General features: G+C 41.1%; 19 protein-coding genes and 1 pseudogene. 9 read left to right on the top strand and 11 right to left on the bottom strand.

Annotated elements, in window-relative coordinates; genetic code table 11:
• Positions 1-49: 49 nt before the first annotated feature.
• A complete protein-coding gene (locus tag ITG09_18020) occupies positions 50-1,291 on the top strand; it encodes a GGDEF domain-containing protein (GenBank protein ID UPR54846.1) in 1,242 nt (413 codons plus the stop codon).
• Between the two features lie 186 nt (positions 1,292-1,477).
• Here ITG09_18020 and ITG09_18025 read toward each other — a convergent pair whose 3' ends face one another.
• Together ITG09_18025 and ITG09_18030 are read right to left on the bottom strand one after the other, a co-directional pair.
• Entirely contained in the window at positions 1,478-2,479 is a 1,002-nt protein-coding gene (locus ITG09_18025) for a Solitary outer membrane autotransporter beta-barrel domain (GenBank protein UPR54847.1), read from the bottom strand.
• Positions 2,480-2,556: 77 nt separating this feature from the next.
• A complete protein-coding gene (locus ITG09_18030; GenBank protein UPR54848.1) occupies positions 2,557-3,528 on the bottom strand; it encodes a diguanylate cyclase in 972 nt (323 codons plus the stop codon).
• Positions 3,529-3,659: 131 nt separating this feature from the next.
• On the opposite strand from ITG09_18030, the gene ITG09_18035 reads away from it, so the two are divergent.
• Positions 3,660-4,097: a DUF3069 domain-containing protein gene (locus ITG09_18035; GenBank protein ID UPR54849.1), complete on the top strand. Its 438-nt coding sequence runs from the start codon at positions 3,660-3,662 to the stop codon at positions 4,095-4,097.
• A gap of 357 nt (positions 4,098-4,454) precedes the next feature.
• On the opposite strand, the gene modC is transcribed toward ITG09_18035, so the two are convergent.
• The 4 genes from modC to ITG09_18055 are packed head-to-tail and all read right to left on the bottom strand — an operon-like array spanning position 4,455 to position 8,536.
• Positions 4,455-5,561 (bottom strand): molybdenum ABC transporter ATP-binding protein ModC, encoded by a 1,107-nt coding sequence (gene modC, locus ITG09_18040; protein ID UPR54850.1) that lies wholly within the window; start codon positions 5,559-5,561, stop codon positions 4,455-4,457.
• Positions 5,558-6,256 carry a molybdate ABC transporter permease subunit gene (modB, locus tag ITG09_18045; protein UPR54851.1) on the bottom strand — a complete coding sequence of 233 codons (699 nt, stop codon included), beginning with the start codon at positions 6,254-6,256 and terminating at the stop codon, positions 5,558-5,560. The genes modC and modB overlap by 4 nt, the downstream gene beginning before the upstream one ends.
• Positions 6,256-7,014: a molybdate ABC transporter substrate-binding protein gene (gene modA, locus ITG09_18050; protein UPR54852.1), complete on the bottom strand. Its 759-nt coding sequence runs from the start codon at positions 7,012-7,014 to the stop codon at positions 6,256-6,258. The genes modB and modA overlap by 1 nt, the downstream gene beginning before the upstream one ends.
• A 55-nt stretch (positions 7,015-7,069) precedes the next feature.
• Complete coding sequence (locus tag ITG09_18055) at positions 7,070-8,536, bottom strand: cobyric acid synthase (protein ID UPR54853.1); 1,467 nt, start codon at positions 8,534-8,536, stop codon at positions 7,070-7,072.
• A 270-nt stretch (positions 8,537-8,806) separates the two neighbouring features.
• On the opposite strand from ITG09_18055, the gene ITG09_18060 reads away from it, so the two are divergent.
• Both ITG09_18060 and ITG09_18065 read left to right on the top strand, forming a co-directional pair.
• Entirely contained in the window at positions 8,807-9,184 is a 378-nt protein-coding gene (locus tag ITG09_18060) for a NirD/YgiW/YdeI family stress tolerance protein (GenBank protein ID UPR54854.1), read from the top strand.
• Between the two features lie 110 nt (positions 9,185-9,294).
• Positions 9,295-9,819 carry a hypothetical protein gene (locus tag ITG09_18065; protein UPR54855.1) on the top strand — a complete coding sequence of 175 codons (525 nt, stop codon included), beginning with the start codon at positions 9,295-9,297 and terminating at the stop codon, positions 9,817-9,819.
• Between the two features lie 184 nt (positions 9,820-10,003).
• Here the strand turns inward: ITG09_18065 and ITG09_18070 are convergent, their stop codons facing one another.
• The 5 genes and pseudogenes from ITG09_18070 to nrdD form a co-directional block, all read right to left on the bottom strand.
• Positions 10,004-11,611 carry an ABC-F family ATPase gene (locus tag ITG09_18070; protein ID UPR54856.1) on the bottom strand — a complete coding sequence of 536 codons (1,608 nt, stop codon included), beginning with the start codon at positions 11,609-11,611 and terminating at the stop codon, positions 10,004-10,006.
• 298 nt (positions 11,612-11,909) lie between these two features.
• Entirely contained in the window at positions 11,910-12,596 is a 687-nt protein-coding gene (locus ITG09_18075) for an ATP-dependent zinc protease (GenBank protein ID UPR54857.1), read from the bottom strand.
• Positions 12,597-12,607: 11 nt separating this feature from the next.
• Entirely contained in the window at positions 12,608-13,792 is a 1,185-nt protein-coding gene (locus ITG09_18080; protein ID UPR54858.1) for an aspartate/tyrosine/aromatic aminotransferase, read from the bottom strand.
• A 265-nt stretch (positions 13,793-14,057) separates the two neighbouring features.
• Positions 14,058-14,525: an anaerobic ribonucleoside-triphosphate reductase-activating protein gene (gene nrdG / locus ITG09_18085; protein UPR54859.1), complete on the bottom strand. Its 468-nt coding sequence runs from the start codon at positions 14,523-14,525 to the stop codon at positions 14,058-14,060.
• A gap of 156 nt (positions 14,526-14,681) precedes the next feature.
• A pseudogene (nrdD, locus tag ITG09_18090) lies at positions 14,682-15,950 on the bottom strand (anaerobic ribonucleoside-triphosphate reductase).
• A gap of 135 nt (positions 15,951-16,085) precedes the next feature.
• Between nrdD and ITG09_18095 the strand changes: the two are divergent.
• The 5 genes from ITG09_18095 to ITG09_18115 are packed head-to-tail and all read left to right on the top strand — an operon-like array spanning position 16,086 to position 24,909.
• Positions 16,086-17,618 (top strand): site-specific integrase, encoded by a 1,533-nt coding sequence (locus ITG09_18095; protein ID UPR54860.1) that lies wholly within the window; start codon positions 16,086-16,088, stop codon positions 17,616-17,618.
• Positions 17,611-21,423, top strand: a complete 3,813-nt coding sequence (locus ITG09_18100) for a hypothetical protein (GenBank protein UPR54861.1) — start codon at positions 17,611-17,613, stop codon at positions 21,421-21,423. The genes ITG09_18095 and ITG09_18100 overlap by 8 nt, the downstream gene beginning before the upstream one ends.
• Positions 21,416-22,084 (top strand): hypothetical protein, encoded by a 669-nt coding sequence (locus tag ITG09_18105; protein ID UPR54862.1) that lies wholly within the window; start codon positions 21,416-21,418, stop codon positions 22,082-22,084. The genes ITG09_18100 and ITG09_18105 overlap by 8 nt, the downstream gene beginning before the upstream one ends.
• Positions 22,077-22,586: a hypothetical protein gene (locus ITG09_18110; GenBank protein UPR54863.1), complete on the top strand. Its 510-nt coding sequence runs from the start codon at positions 22,077-22,079 to the stop codon at positions 22,584-22,586. The genes ITG09_18105 and ITG09_18110 overlap by 8 nt, the downstream gene beginning before the upstream one ends.
• Positions 22,576-24,909 carry an AAA family ATPase gene (locus ITG09_18115; protein UPR54864.1) on the top strand — a complete coding sequence of 778 codons (2,334 nt, stop codon included), beginning with the start codon at positions 22,576-22,578 and terminating at the stop codon, positions 24,907-24,909. Before ITG09_18110 ends, ITG09_18115 begins: the two co-directional genes overlap by 11 nt.
• The last annotated feature ends 63 nt before the right edge of the window (positions 24,910-24,972 follow it).

A 24,972-nucleotide genomic window follows, 5' to 3' on the forward strand; every position in this document is an offset into this window, starting at 1 on the left:
CATAGTATTAAATAATAAGATCATCAATATAGTTAGGCTCACCACATAAATGGCATCATCTTTTGTAACGTCGAGCATGTTTCGATTTTGCTTCCCTTTAGTCCTGCTAACAATTTTGCTCGTTGGTATGGACAACGTCATTCTCGTGACGGACTCAAATTTAGGGTTTGCTAGCAACCTTCCTTACATTTTATTGAGCGTTGCGGTTCTGCTATGCCACACATTCAGACAAGGTCGAATGGCGATGGTATCGGTGACCATGCTTCTCGCTTATCTGATCATCCAAGTTCGCTTACAAACGCCTCTCAATACTGGCACAACACTATTAGAGCTCTCGTTACTTGCGGCATTGGTACCCGTCACTTGCTTACTTGTTTATGCCTTCCCTGATAACGGCGTAAACTCAAAGTCGATGCTGCTATACGCCATCGTTCTCGTTCTATTCATGGTGTGGGCACAACTCATCGTCTCCCACTTCCATGCCGGCGGTTTTGAATCATGGAGTGAAGGGCTTCTGTTTACTGTCAGAGACTTCTCCAAACTGCCTTTTGTTTTGGTGTTGTATAGCCTTTGCTTGTTTGGCATTACTGCCATTCTAGTGTTGGTGTATAACCGCTCTATCGATGTTGTGGTTTATAGCGCAATTTTGCTTTCTTCTTGTACGTTCATCTTCTTCGACGTTCAATACATCTCCAACACCATGTTCTCATTGTCAGGCACATTGATCATCGTTTATGTGATGTCCGCTAGTCATGATATGGCCTTTAATGACCAACTAACTAATATTCCCGGTCGACACGCCTTAGAAGTCGATATGAAGCACTTAGGGCGTAAGTATTCGCTTGCGATGGTCGATATCGATCACTTTAAGCAATTCAACGATACTTACGGACATGACATTGGTGACGATGTGTTAAAACTGGTGGCTCGCATTCTGAGAGAAACGACCGGTGGCGCGAAAGCTTATCGCTATGGTGGAGAAGAATTCACGATTATCTTTAAAGGCAAACATTCGGAACAAGTTAAAGAGCATCTTCAAGCTCTAATTTCCGAGGTTCAAAACTACGACATGACGATTCGGAATAACCATGAGCGCCCTGATGATCATGAAGTGGGTATGAAAAAGCGTGGTAAGAACGGTAAACCATCGGAAGTGGTGAATGTGACGGTGAGTATTGGATTGTCTGATAGTACAACCACCAGACTTCCTGAAGCGGTGTTAAAGCTTGCTGACCAAGCGCTGTACAAAGCGAAAGAAACCGGTCGAAACAAGCTGTGTGTTAGTCGCTAGAAGCGTCAATAGCTGCTGTAACTGTCAGCTAACAGCTAACAGCTAACAGCTAACAATAACTAAAAGGCTCAATAACTTAAGTATCTATAACTAGTTACTAATAACCAGTAAACAGAGCATTAATAACTGTATGCTTTAATGACGAGAAGAACCACTTATAAGTTCCATGTGCAATAGACAGGGAGATTAATCTTGGTTGAAGAAGATAACTAAGCTCCCTCCCTTCAGACTACTTCCGTAATTGATTGTCAATCCAATTCCAACATTATCAACCCAGTCGTTAAACAGATTTGGGTTGAGTAGCCAACCTACACTGCCTTCGTAGTATGACGTTGTACCCATAGAAGCAACGGTATCACCACCGATATCAATTCTTCTTATACTGGAGTACATAGAAGTAATGTTCTTATCCCAGCGTATTAAGTCATAGAAAATCTTGGCTTCATTGGCGATATACCAACCTTCGGGATATCCAACGTTGCCATTATTAGCCTCCCCCCAACCTATACCATTGAAGTAATGCCAACTGGTACTCAATTTATACTTTCCCCAGTCATTCTTGTCTTCAAAGGTCATTTTAATTTTAGGTTCAATGATGTAAGCCCATGCATCGGTATTGAGATAAACGTTATCCAATTGATCTTTAATAGGCTCAAGCAATGATGAACGATATTCGAAGTCATTACGGTAATAAGAGACGTGGTTACCAATAGCAGAACTGAAACTCCAGTGCTCATCTAATTGGGATACATTCGCAAATTCTACATAGCCAGAAATGACTGATTCTTTTTGAAAATCGCTTTTCACCGTAGACGCGTACGAAATGTCCTTCTCAATACGCAGTGCTGACAAACGCAATGTTATCTCTTGATGATTATCTTCAGGTAGTTCAAACGTATAAGGAAGGCTGATTGAAGTAATATCTTTTCTGCGACTTACAGAGTCTTTTGAACCAATATCTTCGTTATCTAAACTAAAGACTTTGTTTGGATCAAAATTATTAATACCAAAGGTAAACACGTCGGTGTCGTTAAGCAGTACACTGGTGGCGAAGCTCTGTTCTAAATCCTTTCTGAAACGATCAGTTAGCCAATTGGCATTAACGGTCGCCGAAAAAACGGTAAAAAATATAGGAACCGCAAGTGTCCAAGATGTATTCGCCATAGAAAATGACTTCGAATGTGGCATTTCTCTTATCACTAAAGCACTTCGTAGCTCAAACGCTAATAGAAGTATAAACTGAAATATCTAAAAGAGCCCGCCAACTAACGAGCAAGCTCCAAAATGTTGCGTTGTACAAAGGTATTTCTACCACTTTGCTTCGCTTGATAAAGCGCTTGATCGACCTTTTCGTAAATAGACGCAATAGATTCATCACCTTCAGGCACAAAGGATAACACACCTTGTGACGCTGTCACTCTATCCGATACCGTTGAGTGGTCATGAGCGTAGTTCATCTTATATAATGCCTCTTTAACTCGAGTCGCGTGTACCTTCGCAGCTTCGCTATCTGTATCACTAAGAATCAAAACAAACTCTTCACCGCCATAACGGCCGACAAATTCACCCGCTCGAACAAACAGCTGTTTCAAGGTATTAGCAAGCCCTTGTAAGCACTTATCCCCTTGAATATGACCATAATTATCGTTGTAAGGCTTAAAGAAGTCTACATCTAGAAGTATGACTGTCATGGATATATTACGTCTTCCGTGCCACGCTATGCTCTCTTCAAGCTTAGTATCCATATATCGACGGTTATACAATTTGGTCAAACCATCTTCGTTGGCTTGTTGTTGTAGAAGAATGTTCAGTTCTTCGAGTTTGGCGGTACTTTGTTTTAGCTCTCGTCTCATGTGCGCGATACGCTGCATCGCAATCAGCTTAGAATTTAAAACGACCTTGTTTACCGGTTTGATCAGGTAATCATCACCACCAGCGTCAATTGCTTTAGCGATCATTGCAGGTTCTTCGTGACCACTCAGGAATATGATGGGAACCCATTCTGGAAATCGACTTCTAACCTCATTAGCCACTTCAAAACCATCCATCCCTGGCATGCTAATATCAAGTAACACGAGTTCAGGATCAAAATCAGAATAAACACTCAGGGCTTCTTTTCCGCTACCGACAGCTTCTACAATATGACCCAGTTGCTTGAGTCGAATAGCAAGTTGCATCCTGTCTAGTTGAACATCATCAACCAGCAATATGCGCATCGAAGATCCCTTTTCTATCATCACATCACCTTTATCTAGTGTTGAATATTCAAAGTAGCTCAAATTTGGGCTTAAATCATGCCCTAATCTCTATATTATATTGACTTTTTTACAGAACTTTTTAGCATTGTTTCTTTTTAAAGAGAAATACTATGTCAGACGCTACAAACAACGAAGTACAAGAAATCGATTTAACCACTATCTCACCAGAGCTTCGCCAAGTTATCGAATTTGATGAAGTGCCGAAAGAGATGCACAACATGGTTACTTCTATTCATGAGGTGTCTGAAGAAGCAGTGCGTGAAACTTGGAGCAGCCTTCCAGCAAGCGCACAAAATGTTTTGGACAACTTTGAGCAATTCCACGCTCTAATCTCTGTTAGCCAAGCTTTCGCTGGCGTAAACATGATGGAAGAGTTCCCTACTCTTAAACTTCCAGAAGGCATGTCTGATGAAGAAAAAGAAGAGTACCGAGCTCAACTGCTTGACCAAATTTTACATAACTGTGTAAAAGACATGGCTAAGCAAATCAAGAAAGCACGTCGTGATGCAATCTTGAAGCGTGATTTTAAAGAAGTTTTCATCCGATAAGCCATTCATCTCACCTAAATTTAGGTTGAGTGCTTAACGAAAACTTAATGATTGAGCCGTATGTTACTTCAAACATGCGGCTTTTTTATATCCGCTATTTTCTTCACGTCGAGTTTTACATCTGTATATTCTTATTGCTAATGTTCATATGATTCGACAAATAATATGCCTTAACACTCATACAGTGTGGCGCAAGACTGGCAGTTATACCGTATAAAAATGACGCGCCTATCCATTCATGGAATCAAGATCAATATTCATATCGCAGACAAACATTCAACATCGCTGACAGGCTGTAAACATAAAAAAGACAATGAGCGAACCTATCTAAGCATTGCCTCTAAGATCAAATCTGAATCAGTGCGTGACGGCAATATCTCTTTGAGCGACACTTACACCTTTAATTTGCGCGTAAACACGCTGCCCGATTTCTAGATTCAACTCATCCCGCGCCCACAATGTAATGGTTGCCCATAGATAGCATCCAGACTCTAACTCTAGCTCGACAGCGACACTCTGCTTATTTGTGCCTTGCTGGTGCGTCTCTACGCTCTTAATGGTCACAGGAAGGATATTACGTATCGAAGTGCCTTTCGGTTGTTCTAGCGTGATAGAGACATCATTTGCCCTAACTTGTAACCTTACCGCAGCCCCAAGGTCACTCGATACTTTCTGAACCCATAACGACGTCGACTTTCCTAGCATTAGGCGAGACAGCGCATAATCGTCATTGTGCTCCGCCAATGTCGCTTCGAACAACGAGCTTTGCTCTGAGAAAGACTGCCAAGGTTGCATGGCTCTCGATGCCCAAACCTCTTCCGTCACGCCCGACGAAATAACTTTGCCTTGGTCAATAATCACAAGGTGATTTGCCAAGCGTAAAATTTCATTAAGGCTATGAGTGACATAGATGATCGGTATTTGAACAGTTTCGGATAAGTTTTCCAGAAACGGCATCACTTCGCGCTTACGAGGCAAGTCGAGAGACGCTAAAGGTTCATCCATCAACAAAATGCTCGGCTTTGATAACAATGCTCGGCCAATCGCCACACGTTGCTTCTCACCGCCAGACAAACGAGCTGGGTATCGATCAAGCAACGAACCCAATGACAGAAGCGAGACTATTTGGTCAAAGTGCGCTTTATCAACGCTTTTCATGCCGTACTTAAGGTTCGCCGTCACCTTCATGTGTGGGAACAATCGCGACTCTTGGAACACATAACCAACGTTGCGCTTGTGAGTCGGCAAATTGATGCCATTTTCACTATCAAACAGTGTGGTTCCTGATACGCTGATCAAACCCTTATCAGGTCGTTTCAGACCACTAATCGCATTGATGAGTGAGGTTTTACCCGCACCAGAACGACCAAAAATTGCCGTAATGCCGCTACTTGGGAGCTCTAAGTCGATATCAAAAAAGGTTTCACCCAGTTGTTGCTGATATTGGAGGATCAAAGCACTCATGCATTGCCTCCCAAACGTTGTGCTGACTTTTTGTTAAGCCACTCAGATAACATCAATGAACCCAGTGCTATTACAATAGAAATAACACACAAACGCGCCGCTTCCAATTCCGCACCAGGGGTTTCAATAAAGGTGTACATAGCCAAAGGAATGGTTTGAGTTTCACCGGGAATATTTGAAACGAAGCTGATGGTCGCGCCAAACTCACCCAAGCTTCTTGCGAAAGAAAGCATGGTGCCAGTAATGATCCCGGGGATCATCAAAGGCAACGTAATTGTGAAGAACACGCGAATAGGCGATGCGCCCAATGTGGCTGCCGCTTCTTCCAGTTTGCTGTCGACTGTTTCTAGGCTGAGTCGGATAGAGCGAACCATTAATGGCAACGCGACAACAACACATGCCAATGCTGCCCCCTTCCAACTGAAGCTGAATACAATACCAAACACGTCATTAAGCCATGAGCCAATAACGCCTTGTCTGCCCATCATCACCAGTAACAAATAGCCAATGACCACAGGAGGAAGTACCAAAGGTAAATGGACAATGCTCTCTACAATGCTTTTGCCTACAAATTGTTTTTTTGCAAGTAGCCACGCTAACCCAATGCCGATAGGAATAAGCCATAAGATGGCAAACCCAGCGACTTTTAAGCTCAGCATTAAGGCTTGGTATTCGTATTCCGATAAATACATCATTAACGCACTTCAAATCCAAAACTGTTCAAGGTTTCTTTCGCTTTTTCGCTCTTTAGGAAAGTATAGAACTCTTCTGCGACAACTTTATCGCTCAACTTCGCTACAGGGTAACGTATTGGTGTGTGGAGATTTGAAGGAAACGTCGCAACGACATCGACTTCTTTCGATAATAAAGCGTCGGTTTTGTAGACAATGCCGAGCTTCGCTTCACTGCGTTCCACCAAGGCCAATGCCATACGAACATTGTTACTTGGTGCCAATCGAGAGCTCACATTATCCCAAACACCCAGAGCTTCTAACGCTTCCTTAGCGTAGATACCAGCAGGCACCGACATGGTGTTACCAACTGCAAGCCTTTCATTAGTGAGCAGTTTAGACCACTGTTCTCCCTTTGAGAGTTCCAATGATACCGACGTCTCTTTCGGAGAAATCAACACAAGTTCGTTTTCACACAAGTTTGTGACATTGTCACTAGAGACGTATTTTCGATCAACTAAATGCGTCATCCATTTCTCATTTGCCGAGATAAAAATGTCTGCTGGTGCTCCTCTTTCTATTTGTCGCACCAAAGACGACGTGCTCGCATACACAGGAATCACATCGACAGAATGAGCTTTCTCAAACTCTTTAACCAACAGATTAACTGCATTGGTCATTGACGATGCAGCATAGACTCTTAGCTTTTCGGCAGCCAAAAGCTGAGTAGAACTCAATGCCGAAGTTAAGGCGATGGCAAAAAGGATGACTGGTTTCTTCATTGTTATCAATTATCTATGTTCGTTTAAGCTCTTGGCCGATCTTTTCAATTCAAGCCTAAACCTTTAATTCTGGCCAAAGCAGGTCAAGATTTAAGTATTTTTCGATGGCATCCGCGATTCGATTAATACCCAGCTCTTTAAGCTGTTCGTGGTCAATCGCGGTCACATCGTTGGCTCCTGCCCATTCACAAATAAGCGACACAGCATCACTGTTGTCGAATACGCCATGCAGGTAAGTACCAAAAATCGAGTTATCTTGATTCACAGCGCCATCTAGGCTGCCAGATTCTAACTGAACCGGTAATGCTGTTTCTTTGACATCAGTCTTGCCTACGTGGATTTCATACCCTTTTACTTGTGCTGTTTTGTTATCCAGCGTCATAGTGCCACGTACGTTTGTTAAAGTTTTCTGCTGTGTAAGAGTCGTTTCAGTATCGAGATACCCTAACCCTTCACTGCTGCCGGGCGTACCTTCAACACCATCAGGATCGTGGATGATGTTACCTAACATTTGGTAGCCACCGCAGATACCCATCACTTTGCCGCCTAAACGCAAGTGGCGTTGAATATCTTTATCCCAGCCTTGTTGCTTTAGGTAATCCAAATCGGCCCTTACCGATTTTGTACCTGGCAAGATAATCAAATCTGCATTGTTTAAACGTTCACCTTTACCGACATAACGTAAATCAATCGAAGGATTCAGTCTTAACGCGTCAAAGTCTGTATGGTTGCTGATTCGGGTTAATACTGGCACCACCACCTTAAGCTTAGCTTCTCCGTCAGATTCTTGAGCAGAGGTAATGGCATCTTCCGCTTCTAAGTTAAAACCATGCAGGTATGGCAAAACACCAATCACAGGCTTGCCGGTTTTTTCCTCTAGCCAATCTAGGCCAGATTGAAGCAGTGCGATATCACCTCTAAAACGGTTTATCACAAAGCCTTTTACTCGAGCTTGTTCAGATTCAGACAACAGAGCTAATGTCCCGTAGAGGTGCGCAAAAACGCCACCACGGTCAATATCAGCAACGATGATCACTGGGATGTCCGCTTTCTCAGCAAACCCCATGTTAGCGATATCATTTTCGCGAAGATTGATTTCAGCTGGGCTACCCGCACCTTCAATCATCACGCTTTCATATTCTTCAGAAAGTCGGTCAAACGAATCGATCACCGTATCCATCGCAACTTTCTTGTAATCATGATACCCCGTCGCTTCCATGTTGCTCAGCGCTCGACCTTGCAGAATTACTTGCGCGCCGGTATCTGAATTGGGCTTTAGCAATACAGGGTTCATGTGAACGGTTGGCTCAATATTACAAGCTTGCGCCTGAACCGCTTGAGCGCGACCAATTTCGCCACCATCTTTTGTCACAGCACTGTTTAACGCCATGTTCTGTGGCTTGAAGGGTGCCACTTTGATTCCTTTCCTGGCCAAAACACGGCATAAACCTGCCACCAAAACACTTTTCCCGGCATCTGACGTTGTCCCTTGAACCATAAGGGCACTTAATGGTGCTCGCATTTGTACTTAAATCCTTAATTTCTTAATTTCTTAATTTTCAATTTATAGCTGTGGGTAATATCTATCTGCCACCATCTTAACGTCATTGCCAAGTAGATGCTCAATAAAATGAATGGAAAATGAATGTGTTACTCACTCTGGATTCAACCCCAGTGTTGTTTAATAGCTCCATCGAAACGAAGCTTACAAACAAATTAAGCGTACTAACGAAAAGAAACGTTTCAAATTCAGAAAAACGTTTCTACTAAAAACAACATTAAGGGATTCACCATGAAAAAAACTGTATTAGCTATCGCATCTACTATTATCCTTGCTCCTACTTTTGCAATGGCTAGTGACCACAATAGCAATAAGCACGAAAGCGCTATTGCTTACACTGGACCGATTGAAACCGTTTCTGTTGCGACACTACTTGCCGACACAAGTATGTTCGCAGAGCAAGAAGCAATTGTGGATGGCAAGATTGTTCGTCAACTAAAGAATGACACGTTTATCTTCTCTGATGGCCAGAGTGAAATTCAAATAGAGCTAGATGACGATATCCATCTAGCACAACCACTAACTGCTGATACTAAAGTACGTATCTTCGGTGAGTACGAAGGTGGCAAAACACCAGAGATCGAAGTTGACCATATCCAAGTTTTGTAAGCTTCAAATCTCAAACACCTTGCTTTAAATAATGAACTTCAATAAATTGGCCTGCATATTGCAGGCTTTTTTGTATATACTGCCGAAAATACAATTTATATGGAGTCACCATGCTAGGTCGCACAAACAAGACTGTCCTTCTGGGGTTAGCTGCACTGTGTTCATTCTCTGCGTCTGCAAACAACTTTAACTACAACACATTTGAGATGCGCATGGGTACGAGCCCTAGTACTTTCGGTGGTGAAGTCACGACAATGTTCACCCAGAACTCCCACTTCGTTGCACGTATCGATTCTGAATTTGAAAGTGATTGGGATGCGGCTATAGGTATGGGATTTAACGGTCCAATTAGTCAATTTGCTGACGTTACGGGCCAAATGCTACTGCACAACATTGAACGTAATGACGACAACCACATCAAAACTGAAGTAAACATCGGTTTGAGAGCTTGGTTAATGGCAAACGTTGAAGTTAACGCGCGCCTTGGTCAACTGCTCGACAACGACGACACTCGTTCAATTGTTGGTGTTGGTGCGCGTTTCCACTCTACAGATCAACTTTCTGTTGGCCTTGACTTACGAAACAACGGCACTTACGGTCACCAAATCTTAATGTCGGCTAGATTTGGATTCTAAGCCAGATTTCGTACTTAGGCTTTACTGATAAGCCAAGTTTTTTCATTAAGTAATAAATAGCTACACAAATTAAATAGAAAAAGCCCCCGACCACAATTGTGTTCGGGGGCTTTCTTATTCTCAACGCAGATGAACTGATATCGACTAGCCGTTCACCGATGCGACTATAGATAAACCAACACGGTTATAAGCTAACCATCAGCATCTTTTTCTGATGATCTAAGTACTCTTCATAAGTACCTTGGAAGCTCACTAGCTGTTGATCTTTCACATCGATGATGTGTGTTGCCAGTGAAGAAACGAACTCACGGTCATGGCTCACGAAGATCAGCGTGCCAGTGTAAACCTTTAGTGCATCGTTTAAGGCTTGGATTGCTTCCATGTCCATGTGGTTGGTTGGTTCGTCCATCACAAGTACGTTGATGTCTTGCATCATTAACTTGCCAAATAACAGACGGTTCTTCTCACCACCAGAACAGTTACGAGCTTTCTTGTTCGCATCATCAGCGGTAAACAATAGACGACCAAGAATGCCACGTACCATTAGGTCATCATGCTTAGCTGTACGCCATTGTGAAATCCAATCGAAGATGCTCAGATCGTTGTCAAAGTCCTTGGTGCTGTCTTGTGGGCAGTAACCTACAGAAGCATTTTCAGACCATTTAACGATACCTTCGTTCTGCTCCAGCTCTTGAACTAGACAACGTAGTAGCGTGGTTTTACCTACACCGTTCTCACCGATAACGGCAAGACGTGTACCCGCCTCAAGCAGCAAGTTGCCACCAGAAAACAGTGTTTCGCCATCGAAGCCGTGACCAAGCTCTTTGAGTTCAAGCGCTTGACGGTGTAGTTTCTTGCCTTCACCAAAATCAATTGATGGGCTCATACGGCTCGATGATTTCACTTCATCAAGCGTGATTTTGTCCATTTTCTTAGCACGAGAACTTGCTTGTTTCGCTTTAGATGCGTTCGCACCAAAACGGTTTACGAAGTCTTGCAATTCGCTGATCTCAGCCGCTTTCTTAGCATTGCTTGCTAGTAGTTGATCACGAATCAAGCCAGAAGCTTCTAGGAAGTATTCGTAGTTACCTGGGTAAACACGAAGTTCGCCATAGTCGATATCCGCCATGTGTGTACACACAGAGTTCAGGAAGTGTCTATCGTGCGAAATAATGATCATTGTACATTTACGCTGGTTTAGCTCTTCAGCAAGCCAGTTAATCGTGTGAATGTCCAAGTTGTTGGTTGGTTCATCAAGAAGCAAGATATCTGGGTTTGCAAACAGTGCCTGTGCCAATAGCACACGCAGTTTCCAACCCGGAGCAACTTGTTGCATCAGGCCAAAGTGAAACTCTTCTTCGATACCCGCTTGGATCAGGATGTCACCTGCACGGCTTTCTGCTGTGTAGCCATCCATTTCCGCGAATTCGCTTTCAAGCTCAGCGACTTTCATGCCATCGTCTTCGCTCATTTCTGGCAAAGAGTAAATGCGGTCACGTTCTTGTTTTACTTCCCATAGCTTTCTGTCGCCCATGATCACAACGTCGATAACGCTGTATTGTTCGAAAGCGAACTGATCTTGGCTTAGCACACCCAGTTTTTCTCCGGGAGTGATAGAAACGTTGCCCGAGCTTGGCGTTAATGCGCCACTTAGGATTTTCATGAACGTTGATTTGCCGCAACCATTGGCGCCGATCAAACCGTAGCGGTTGCCGTTACCAAATTTAGCAGAGATGTTTTCAAACAGCGGCTCTGCGCCAAATTGCATTGTGATGTTCGCGGTAGATATCAAAGAACTAATTCCTAAACGTGTACTGACAGATAATTATTAGGCTATTTCAAGAACCTAAATAAGAAGTACGAAAGTATGGATTAAACAAAAATCGAAGCGCGGATTATATAGAGATCTCGATCTCGTTGTCGAGGCTAAACAGTAAACGAATCGTAAACATAGACCATTTAGATGCTTTTCATACGTTATTACGGTGTAAATAGAAAAATCCCCACCAGCAGAACTGACAGGGATTTCATTTATTAACACTAAAAGTCTTGCTCTTAAAAACGAAAAGCTTTGATGACGAGCAGAACTGCTATTTAGTAATTTTCTTTTGAACGTATTTTTGGCTTACATCTACTACCGCAACATCTCTAAAGAAGCTTCTACCCAACAGAAGTGGGAAAGAAAGATGCGTTCGGTCTGCTAGTGTAAACTCTGTTTTGTCTTTTAGATCGCCGATTTGAATTGAAGCGACAACAACGGCACGTCGTTGTGTGCCTTCAGCACTTGATTGTTTGATCTTCACCCAACGTTCTACAGGTAAACTGACCTCTTCTGTTGTAATACCGTCATGTTCAATCTTAAATTTAACCCAATCTTTTCCGTCACGTTCAAAATCAACAATATCAACCGCACTGATTGAAGATGTTGTTGCACCTGTATCTACACGTGCTTTAAACGCTTCTTTCAAACCAGGAACAAACACCCACTCTTCTTCACCAAGAATCAGTTTGCCATCACTTGTTTTAGTTGGTTTTGGAGCTGGCTTTTCTTCAGGCTTTGGTTTGGCTTCTGGCTCGGTCGGTTTTACTTCTTCAGGCTTCTCTGTAGGTTCCGTTACTTTCTCGCCTTCAGTTGCGTCAGTCTTTGCAGAGTCATCCACAACAGGTTGTTCTACTTGAGGCTTTTGCTCTGGTTCGACAGGAACTTGAGTCGTCGTCGAACAAGCAAACAGGCCACCACTTAGCATTAAAACTACAATCGCTTTCCAGTTATACATTCAGTCACCTTCTATTTTGAAACGTTGGCTATCGCTTTAGCTACATAAGGAATATGAGATTCGGAAAGGCCTGCGATATTGATGCGTCCATCACCAACACCATAGACTCCATATTCTTCACGTAATTGATTCATTTGAGTTTCTTTAAAGCCTAGTACACTAAACATGCCTTTATGGCTTTCGATGAAATCAAATTGTGACGTGTTATAAGTATTTCGCAATTCATCACATAAACTCTGGCGCAGATTTAACAAACGTTGCTGCATTTCACTCAACTCTTGCTTCCAAATCGTTGTTAACTCTTGATTCTGAAGAATTGTTTTCACCAAAGCCGCACCGTGATCTGGTGGCATAGTGTAAGTTGAGCGCGCAAGCGTCAGCAGTTTACCTTTGGCATTACCAACGTGTTCACTGTTCTTACCAATCACGATTGCTGCACCCGTTCTTTCACGGTACAAACCGAAGTTCTTTGAACAAGACGTTGTAATCAACATCTCTTCAACGTTATTCGCCATGTGTTGAAGACCTTTCGCGTCTTCTTCTAAGCCGTCACCAAAACCTTGGTAGGCAATATCAACGAACGGTAGGAAACCATTCTTTTGCGATAACTTAGTAATTTCCTGCCACGCTTCAAAATTGATATCAGCACCCGTTGGGTTATGGCAGCAACCGTGAAGTAGTACCACGTCTGATGGACCCGCAGTTGAAAGGTCATCCAACATTCTTGCTGTATCAACTTGCTTCGTTTCAGGACTGAAGTAATTGTAGTATCGAACTTTTAAGCCTGCCGCTTCCATCACCGGTTTGTGGTTAACGTAGCTTGGGTTTGAAATCCAAACAGTGGTGTCTGGTTGAGAAACTTTCATTAAGTCACCCAACATGCGAAGTGCACCACTTGCACCCGGTGTTTGAATCGCAGCAACGCGATCCATGGCAGAAGTCCCTTTAAGCAGCAGATCAACCATGCTCTGGTTGAACTCTTCACAGCCAGCTAGGCCAACGTAAGCTTTGGTTTTCTGAGTCTCAACAACAATATCTTGAGCCATAGAAACGGCTTTCATGATAGGTGTTTCGCCTTGGTCGTTTTTGTAAACGCCAATGCCTAAATCGACTTTGTCAGTACGAGGATCGCCGCGGTAAGCGACAGAAAGAGATAAAATTGGATCTAAAGTTGGTTTTGGTAGATGTGAAAACATGAAAGTCACAACCCTTTGAAATTCAAGTAATGGCCTCCAAGTTATCATTTTATTTACAATTTAAGAAACAGAAATTCATCAAAGTTTTTATTTTTAGGAGATAACTCTAGTTGAGACTGGTGCAATCTAATATTCCCTATTCCAGATAGTTCAATATTCCATCAATTTACAAATTTAGCACGTCATAAAATAACAAAGCCTCAGCAGAGAAGCTGAGGCTACTAATTTGAACCAATGTAGCATGGCGTTAACTAACGTAAGTCCACTAAAGTCGGAACCGATGAATGATTTGGTTTGAACTGCCACGCCAATCTAACATTGGATCCGCTTTATCTTGTTCAAAGCGACCATCAATCAAGGTATCAACGTATTCCAACACTTGCTTCTGCTTTTCATCAAGCTCATCTAGCTCGTAGCCCGTCCACATCCAGATGTCTTTGCCTTCACACTCCGCTTTTACACGTTGCACAAGCTTAAGCACTTCAGACACGTTTGCCGGATGCATTGGATCACCACCAGAAAGTGATAAACCACGACGTTTGATTCGCGGATCATTCAGATCAGCAATAATGTGGTCTTGAAGTTCTTGAGTAAACAAATGCCCAGAATCCAACCTTTGCGTCGATTGGTTATAACACCCACGGCATTGGTGCACACAACCCGACACAAATAAGGTGCAGCGTGTTCCTGGGCCGTTTACAACGTCGATTGGGTGGTATTGGTGATAATTCATAAGGCAGTATTGAAAACTCGTGATGACTTAATGGTTTAACTCGAAAAGTTGCGAGAAGTGAAACATATGAATTGGTATCGACATAGCGCCGATACCAATCATATTTCTTGGAAACCTAGCTCTTCTAAGTAAGCCAGCTAATGATCTTAGAGCTTACTAGAGATGCTTCACGCGGCGTTTAACTTCTTCTTGCTTACCGAAGTTAAATGGTCGTGCATCTGGGCTACCAAGGTAACCACAAACACGGCGTGTTACCGATACTTTCGTTGAGTCATGGTTGCCACACTTAGGACACGTAAAGCCCTTACTTGTACAATCGAACTCGCCGTTGTAACCACACTCGTAGCACTCATCAATTGGCGTATTCGTGCCGTAGTAAGGTACACGTGTGTAGCTGTAATCCCATACGTTTTCTAGTGCTTCGATGTTCTTCTGCATGTTCGGGAACTCACCGTAACAGATGAAACCGCCGCTAGAGATTTCGGGATAAGGCATCTCAAAATCGATCTTGTCGTATGGGTTCACTTTCTTCTGCACATCTAAGTGGAAGCTGTTGGTGTAGTAGCCACGGTCTGTTACGCCATCAATCACACCAAACTCTTTGGTATCGATGCTGCAGAATCGGCTACATAGGTTTTCACTTGGTGTTCCGTACAGGCTGAACGCGTAACCAGTCTCTTTCGTCCAAGATTCCACTTCACGTTTCATGTACTCCACCAGCTCAAGCGCTTTAGCACGCATTTCGTCATCGTCGTACAGGTGAACGTCAGTACCGTAAAGTGCTGTCATCGCTTCGTGGATACCAATGTAACCAAGAGAAACAGAAGCACGGCCGTTCTTAAAGATGTCAGCGATTGAGTCGTCTGCTTTCAAACGAACACCACATGCACCTTCCATATATAGGATCGGAGCAACACGTGCTTTCACGTTCTCTAGACGAGAAATGCGAGTTTCTAGAGCACGACGAGCAAGCTTGAGTTTTTCATCAAGCAGTTCGTAGAACTTAGCCATATCTTGCTTCGCGTTAATCGCGATACGTGGCAAGTTCAGGCTTACAACACCTAAGTTGTTACGGCCTTCATGAATCAACTCACCATTTTCTTCGTATGTATTCAAGAAGCTACGGCAGCCCATCGGCGTTTTGAATGACCCTGTCACTTCTACTACTTTGTCGTAGTTAAGAATGTCTGGATACATACGCTTAGACGCACACTCAAGCGCTAGTTGCTTGATGTCGTAATTTGGATCTTGCTTCTGGTGGTTCAAACCATCTTTGATTGCAAACACCAGTTTAGGGAACACGGCTGTTTTGCGGTTCTTACCCAAACCTGCAATGCGGTTTTTCAAGATAGATTGCTGGATAAGCTTTGAACCCCAGCTTTCACCTAAACCAAAACCAAACGTCACGAATGGTGTTTGACCATTATGTGATATAGTTAAAACTACTCTCACTAATAATGAAGCGGCAAACCGAAGAATTACATGCTACCCGTTGATTTAAAAGGGTGATAATATGTAATCCATGTTATCTTCTCTTGCGGCTTAAGGATATTTACTCTCATGAAACTGAAGCACTTGTACATTGAAGAGCATGAATCAATACAGGTCTCTGACAATAGAGTCATTGATTCTGTTCATACAAAACTGTTTAGAAAAGCAGACAAGAGTGAAGTCATCGAATTTACTAAATTCGTTAATTACCTAAAAACTTTGACTGGAAAAAACGGTAAGCCACTAAAACCAAACACCATGCTTACGTACAGTAATGCGGTCATAAGGTTTATTGATTACTTGCATGAAGCCGATATAAAGTTTCAGTTTGATCAAGCAGACCTACATTACGTATCCAGAGTCATAAACAATTATCCGTACTACTTGTCTAAAAACGACAATCTTATCGAAGATGCCTTGCTCAACACTCTTAGAGAAAAAATGGATGGCTACAAGCCCAACCTCGGGAATAATGCTGTTAACCTTCATGCAGTTGGTGTCGATCACTTTTTAAAATTTAGTGAACGTGAAGCTAAAGCTTTTCACACTCGATTTGCGAGAGAGAATGGATTCTCACTCAATGACTTCAACTATCAACCTGCCTTTGCCGAAGTTTGGAACAACAACAAAGTTAGCCAAGCGGAAAAACTTCACTGGCAAAACAATACATTGTTAGGTGGGATCATAGGTGCTAACAATTACAGCGGACTGTCAGAAAGAGTACTTAAGCGACTACAATCGGAAGATGCTGAAATCCGATCTTATTGTGAAATGACGCAAGAACAAATTCGTGACCTTTTATCATTACCATCATTAAGTAAACGGGAAAGATTACTTTATGCATTAATACATGCAACGGGTTTACGGATTAGTGAAGCCTTAATGCTTCAATTCAGTCACATAGACTTTACCAATCGATTGATTTACATGAAGAAAATCGATTTTCGTGGTTTAACACTAATCGAAAAACAATCTTGCAAGTCCGAAAAGGGAAGAAGCACTAAAGATGATATTGTCCACCTCTTTGGTGATGCTGAGGAAGTTTTCTGGCTTGCATTAGAAGACTATCTCGGATCTAGTGAGTTTTGCTCAAACTTCAGTCACGACTTTATCTTTGTATTCCAAAAGGGATCTCGTAAAGGCCGCCCTCTCCTTTTAGTTAATCAAGCCAGAAGAAACAAACGCAGTCTCAGCAACATAGAAAAAAAATATAAGCTAGCCCTCAACAAAATTGGTGTGTCGTACATCTATGGATTTCATTTGGCTAGACACACTCTCATCAATTACCTATTAAACGAGTATCCCACAATAGAAGAAATGGAAGACGGAAGCCAAAGGATAAAATTTGGATTAGAAGTTCAAATAGTGAAAAAACTTATTGGGCATGAGTCACTTAATAGTACTTTACGTTACATTAAGATTGATGAAGATAAAGTAAAAGATGAACATGCCAAAGCACGTATCTTAGCTCGTATAGGCAATTTATCTCATGAAACAACAGCCTTGATCGAACAAAAGTTGTATCACGAAGAGCAAGCTAAAAAAATCAATCTAAAACTAACTCAAATCGAAAATTTCAGTGCAGAGGCTAACAATGTTTAATATCAGCAATCAAGTTATTTTCCCTAATGGGGAGCAGCAAGCTAACAATCAAATACCTATTATTGCTAATGCATTAGCAAATGATGTTCATGATTTTTTCACTGATGTAGGCGTTGAAAAAAAGTACGACCTAAGCAACTCCGCACTTGTCGGCACTAACATTTCAAATGGCGTTGCAGATGCTCGCTGGGCAATTATTGAACTTAAACAAAATATAATAATCACAGCGCAAGAATTATATCAACTTGCATGCATTGGTGATGGTACTACGAACTACAAAGTTAATGAGCAAAGAGCCAACGATCCACTACACAAGCAGCATTTAGCAGCTACTGAATTCATAAAAAAAGCCAAATATTTAGCTTCAAAAATGGGCGTGAATGAAGAGATTTTAACAAGCAATTTATTCAGTAATCTAATTCACTTATCAAGGTGTTTATTAATTCGCCTATGGCGATCTGGGCATATTATTCTGCCGATTTCACATACTATTGTGTCTAACAACCTACACTCTTTTGTTACGTTTAAAGCCAATAATAGACGAAATACCCCCCCTATGTTTGGGGCTACAGATGAGTACGTCAAAAATCTATCTGCCAAATTTGAAGCGATTTTTTTTGGGTACGAGAGTGCAAACCTGATTGAGCGTGAGATTGTAAAAGTTAACCGAGAAGAAGCTAAACTTGGCATTAATTCCACTAACTTTTTACTTTACTGCGGTCAAGTAACTGAAACTCTAGATTTAAGCAGTTTTGATGAAGTAACCCGACTAAGCGTGCTTTGGAAAGAACTTAACCACAAAAAGCAATCCCATTTAGCAATTCTCAAACAATTAACTGATTCAGTTAAGCCTTTTGAAGGCTTTAGCTCTGGGCTAACAAACTTAAAACGCATTTGCACAGGCTCACTGAATTTTTTTCACACAGACTCTCTTCAAAGTCACAGTAGAAAGCTCACAGAAACAGTAAAAAATGAAATAAAAGTTGCCCTGAGTCCCTGTGAATTCGATTTTAGTGCAGTTTTGTTCGATAAAGATGAACAAGCTTTGTTCGATTTTGTTGTTAGTAACAATGTGAACGTAGTCAATAAAGCCTTGAATGATACATTAGATGTAAATTTTAAACATTGGGATGAATATCAGCACCAAAGTTTCAAAAGACAAGCAACTACAAAGTCAGCGCAAACACAATACACTGCGGGCTGGAATACAATAAGACGGTATTTGCTCTATGTAGCGGCTTGGATAGAAATGTTCCCAGATGTAGCTAAATCTCAATCAATTACGATACCCGAAACGCTAAAGCTTCTTGACCGAGAAACGTTCGTTATACGTAGTTTTTCTAATCTGGATATTGATAATGAAACTTGGCCTCGAACCCTTTCAGATTTTTTATTACAACAATCGGAGCAACTCCCAACGAGCGTAAGAAGTTGTATATTAAGTATTAATGAAAATTTCGCTTTAGATCAACAACACGTACCTAGCCAAGCAGTGATTTTATCCAAGGAGTTTACTCAACATTGGCATAAGCACTGTAATGGTATTGCTCTTGGGGCGCATAATGAATCAGTTAAACAAACGATTTCTCGTGAAGAGTTTCCATTTCTACTAGAGACCGCTTATTCACTTGAAAGCTTGGGAATGTATCTTCAACAACGAATCCTAGAGGGCTATACACATACTTTACTTGGCTTCACATCCATGTCAACACTACCAAAAGCGAATCCGTATTCATTTATCGACCTAAAACCAAAACGTTCGACCCGACTTGGAGAGTTTACACTCAACTATCAGAACACTAGTCCTATTCGTCTTGCCATCCCCCTCAAAGCATATCAACTTAAGAAGGGGACTGCTGTAGTAACAAATGATTTACAAATACAAAACCTTCGAAATCAAGTGTTTTCTGAGCCAGTCGCTGGCTATACCCCAATAGCTTGGTACTTAAATGATAGTTTAGAGTATCAGTACTTCCGTTTAGATCAGCCCTCCTCAACACTATCAAATCCCTTCTGTATGAATAAAACATCAAAAGTACACATTGATGGTAAAAATATATCAATTCCTTTACTAGGTCCAATTCGAGGAGCGACAGTAGCCTTAGAACAAGGGATTCGACATATACATATCCGACATCTAGATGCGCGACATTTTGATAAGTATGCAACAGATAACACTGATGTTACTCACCTACTTGTACAAACGGAAAAGACGAACAAACGACCTTGGAAAGCCCCCTCTCATCAGGATGTTATTAGTATTCTGAGGTCTGAAAGGGAGTTTTTAAGACTACGAACAGATAGAAATATCGGTGATCTAATCAAGTACAGTTCTTCAAATCAAGAAATTGACGTTCTATTTCGAAATGCAGCAGGAAAAGCTTTTGGAGAACAACAGTGGAATGGTGTCTGGGATAATCTACTTTTATTAGCTCAACAGCTAATAAATACACACTGTGGTGAGTATGTTAATAATTGTCAATTCGTTAAAATGGTTCCATTGACACCTGATGATCCAATGACTTATCTCAACTTTGTTAATAAATTAACTGCTCAGAATTCTCATGTAAAACGTTCATTTGTTGATGAAAGCAAATTGCATAAACACAAGTTTGATGGAATAGGACACAGAATCAAGTTAATGCCTATCGTAACACCTCATGGCTCACGAACTACATTTGTTTCACACCGTATAGGACATATGCCACTACATCTATTGGCGAGGACAGTTAACCAGAGTGGCAAGACAGCGGTTTACTACGGAGTTGAGAATGCTGAAGAAACAAAAGCATTATTCGAATCGAGCCGACAAGCATTAAAAATAATCAAACGCACGGATAGTAATGAAAGCGTACGAATATCTAGTAAAGCTGTTTCATCAAAAGTCGAAGATGCGTTTCTACAATCGCCTTCAGAAGCGATGAATCTTTACGGCATGACTTCTATACCGTTAGTCGTGATTGATAAAGAAGGAAACGAGATACAAAAAAAGACTGGCTTAGACCTACTATCATCGACCCCACACTCAATGATTGCATTTGCAGATACTCATATATGTGTCCATAACCTCGAATGCCCAGCCGAAATTGTTGATGAAAATGGAGGCTTTCAACGTTGTGGTGTTTGCAGGATTAAAATATGCCATATTGATAATCTTGTATCGATATCAGCAATGATGGAAAAGTTAGAAATAGATGAAACACTGACTGGTGAGGAATTGAAAAGCTTAAACTCCAATTCAGATTTGGACAGTAATTTCGTCAAGCAAGAGAAAAAACGATTAAAGCAGAAGATTGATGTTATTAGTAGTGAAAAAATTGGGTGGGCAATTGCTCAAGAAGCTGTTGAAACACAGCGACAAAGACTACTTGGAACTAAAAATAATCAGCATAGCCGTTTTATGATTCCCGCACCTACATTGCTGAAAGAAAGCATTAAATGTGAAAAAGTTCAACAAAAGGTTGCTGAAATATTCTTCAACCATGCACTCACTACGGATGATATTCCTTCTCTCAGATCCGATAAGCTCAGAGTTGTCATGGCTCGGCTAACACAAAAAGTACAGTACCTGTCAATGAGTGCAAGCTCACAGCAAAGACAGCAGCTAGCAATAAGCTATCAAGAACAAAACTTAAGCCCAGACCATATTTTAGCGCCAATACTTGCGATGATCGATGCTGGAATTATCAACAAAAAGCAGATAATTGAGACTCTGGACACTGAGCTTATTAATAAACCTGTTCCACAGAAAAGCCTTGTTCAGAATCAAATAATCAAAACGTTGGAGAGTATAGAACATGCCTAGTCGAAAAGAGTTGATGCTTCTTCGTTTGAAGCTTTTAAGGGACACAGTTAGTAAAATTGAACGTTCTAAAAAGCTCTACAGTAAAGTGAAAAATTTGGATCATCTTGCAAAAATGACTGTTGAGATCATGACGGAGGATCATGCACAGGATGCTATTGGTTACTCTACCCTGCTTAAACATAGCGGGCAATATCGAGGTGTTCTTGAAGAATCACTATCAAAAATATCGAAGCTAAACGCTAGTTCACTTTCAAGCAGAAATAAGCAACCTGGCAACTTGTCGATACTGGACTCAGTACCGTCAAATTGGGTTGCTGAAAAGGCTCTTTTGCAGTGTAAAATCAGCAACTTAAATGAAAAACTAACAAAGTCTCATCAACGAAATGAACAGCTTGAGTTAACATTAGCGCAAATAGATCAACAACTTGGAAATGGAAATACGGACGTAACAGGGAATAATACGGAGAACGAGACTAGAAAAATGTGCCATGCAATGGCACATCTCCTAGATTGGTTAAACAGTTCAGATCTAGGAGTCATTTATGAGCAAAACAACAATACAATTACGGACATTTACGGTGAAGTTATCGTAAATAGCCAATACTTGACCCCTTATTTTGATTGGCAATCTAGCAGAGAACATGGAGGAAATAATGAATAAAAGTTTTCCTCGACAAACTTTGACTCCTGAGCAACAAGCACTAAAAGGACCAGCCAAAAGTAAACTTTATCGTCAGTTGTATGATGATTGTATTGCAAAGATGAAGAAAAAAGGTTTCTCATTCCCAAGAGACAAAAACAATGCGCTGGGTATCAATGTCTCTGAACTTGCACGGTGGTGTGGATTCAAAAGCCGTCAAACAATCAACGATAATTCGTATATTCAAGCCAGAATTAAACAAGACATCATTGAGCTAGGCATTAGTAACAGCACTCTAAATTTGTCAAGCAATGAGAACCAAACTATAGAGACCGACAGCTCAACAATAAATAATCATCAAATCAACAAGTTACAAGAGAAAATCTCAAACCAAGAGCTAATAATTCAAGATCTAGAAGCGCAATTATTAGCTTGTAAAGCTCATAGGAACAACATCGAAGGAACTCACTTAAAACAAATAGAGAATATGCTGTTGGGCGGAGGACGTACTTTTGCAAACTAATTTTGTTGTCACAAGTTGTCAAAAAGACGAGCTAAACGAAGCTTACCAAATATATGCTAAGTGTCTAAAATATCAGAAAAGACTATGCATCACCATAAGTGTAGAATTTGTATATAGAGCACCAGAACCAGCAGAGATTTGGCAATTTACCCCTTCCGCAAGACCGTATGCAACAAAGTACTGTTTACACTATCAAACCAATGCGATTCAACCACGATTCGATTTGATAATGACGTTTGATAAAGAGTTATCTTTGCTAGAATGTGGTAATGCCCCCTTTACTCTCCCCCAATTACTTGGCCACCTTTTAGATAAACATCCTATTTTCTATCGTTTAGGTTGCAAACGTAAACGACTAGAGAAAACAATAAAAGCAGCGGGAAGTGCTAGGAAATTCATTAAAATACTCACTGAACAAAATCTACCTGCTCTAAGTGTCGCATTTAACAACCCCAAAAGAGCACTTGCTGTAATGCTAGCATTCAACAATCTAGTAAACGAATTCGATTACATCGAATTCATTCAATCTACTGGGTATGACATTAGAACTGCAAAATATTTATATGAGCTATTAGGACTCACTGCAAAACAATCTCTATTGCAAAACCCCTACCTACCCCTCCAGTTTGGCGCAAAGTTTGTAAATGCATGGGGGGTGGCAGAAAGAATAAATAAACAGTCACCCTGTTCCCCAAAATACCGATTTCTAGGCGCTATAGATAGAGTGGTATATCGAGCCTTAGCTAATGGTCATACAGCCATTCCTATTGACGAATTCAATCAAAAGCTTGGCTCACTCATCAATAAAAATAATGTAGATAATGCAGTTCAAATTGCATTAAGTGAACGAACTCTATGCAAGTCTTCATATGGAACAGCGTACCAGGGCATTGGCGTTGCTTATATTGAATCTAAGACCGAGATGTCGATACAAAGGTTAATCAAACAAGCCGACTTCTATCTATCACAATCACGATTTGACCAATTGATCAGTGAGTTTAATATCCTCGTTAACTTTGCACTTACTCATGAGCAAGTGAACTTAGTCGAAAAAGCAACCACCCAACACTTGACAGTTGCGCAAGGAGTAAGCGGCAGTGGTAAAAGTACCGCCCTATCCGCTATAAAGTATATTTGTAATCATGATGAACGTGACTCGTATTATCTTGCCCTTTCTGCTGTGGCAACAAAGCGCATTCGAAAAAGCCTTATAAAACACAAAGTAATTAGGGAAAAACGCAAAGGATTAGTCGCAAAAACAGTGATGGAAGAATGCTGTTTTACTCTACGCTCATTCATTAATAAACTGACATCAAGCAGGCTCAAGCTTAAAAATAACTGTTTAATTGTTGTCGATGAAGCATCAATGTGTGATTTATCTATCATTTCAGAGCTTCTACATGCGCTTGAGAGCCACGATGCTGACTTTTCACTCCTGATGGTCGGTGATGTTGCCCAAGTTGCTCCTGTAGGTTTTGGTGCTGTTTTTCAGCCTCTGGTCGAAGCAAGAATTAACTATGTAGAGCTAACATCATCATTACGCCAAAGTACGAATAATCCAATTCAAAATTTTGCTACGCTAGTAAGAACTGTTGGTCATAAAGATACTAAACTGAATGAGCATGAAATAGATTTCAAAAAAGAACCCAATGCACACCTACCACCTTATCAATCAAAATTAAATAATGGAGTATTTAAACTTGCATGTACAAACCAAGATATCCCTGCTACATGCTCAAAATTACTCATAGCTTTAGGAATCTATGAAACTCAAATCATCACTCCTTTCTCGACTTATAAACAGTTTGTTTCGGTTGATGAGATAAACGAAGCATGCATGCTTACTATCAACCCCGAAGGACGTAAAACATTTGGTTTTAGACAAGGTGATAAAGTTATCGTAACACGCAACAATGAAGAGCTAGGATTATACAATGGCGATATGGGGGTAGTTCTGCGCATCGTACATGAGTATAACAGTGCAAAAAAATTAATAAAAAAATTGATATGTAATCTCAACGAAACACAGATCGAATTGGATGAAGAACGTATTGCTCAAGTAGGCTTAAATCATAGTTATGCTGTTACGATACACAAAGCGCAAGGATCTGAATTCAAATATACTATTGTGGTCATACCATCTTGGGATAGCGCACTAATCGAAAATAGTCTAATTTACACAGCTCTTACTCGTAGTACTGAAGCAACTATTTTTGTCGGCGATATCCAGGCATTAAATCGTGCAATTAATCGTACACCAAATGCTAAATCGCGATATTTAGGTTTTACTCCGCCTTTAGGTGAGCAGTTCAGAGTATCTTAGGTGGATTAGCCTAGACTCAACCTGTCTGTTTCCATACTACGATATAATCAAATCTGGCAGATT

This window comes from Vibrio cyclitrophicus (genome assembly GCA_023206055.1).
Taxonomy (GTDB): Bacteria; Pseudomonadota; Gammaproteobacteria; order Enterobacterales; family Vibrionaceae; genus Vibrio; species Vibrio cyclitrophicus_A.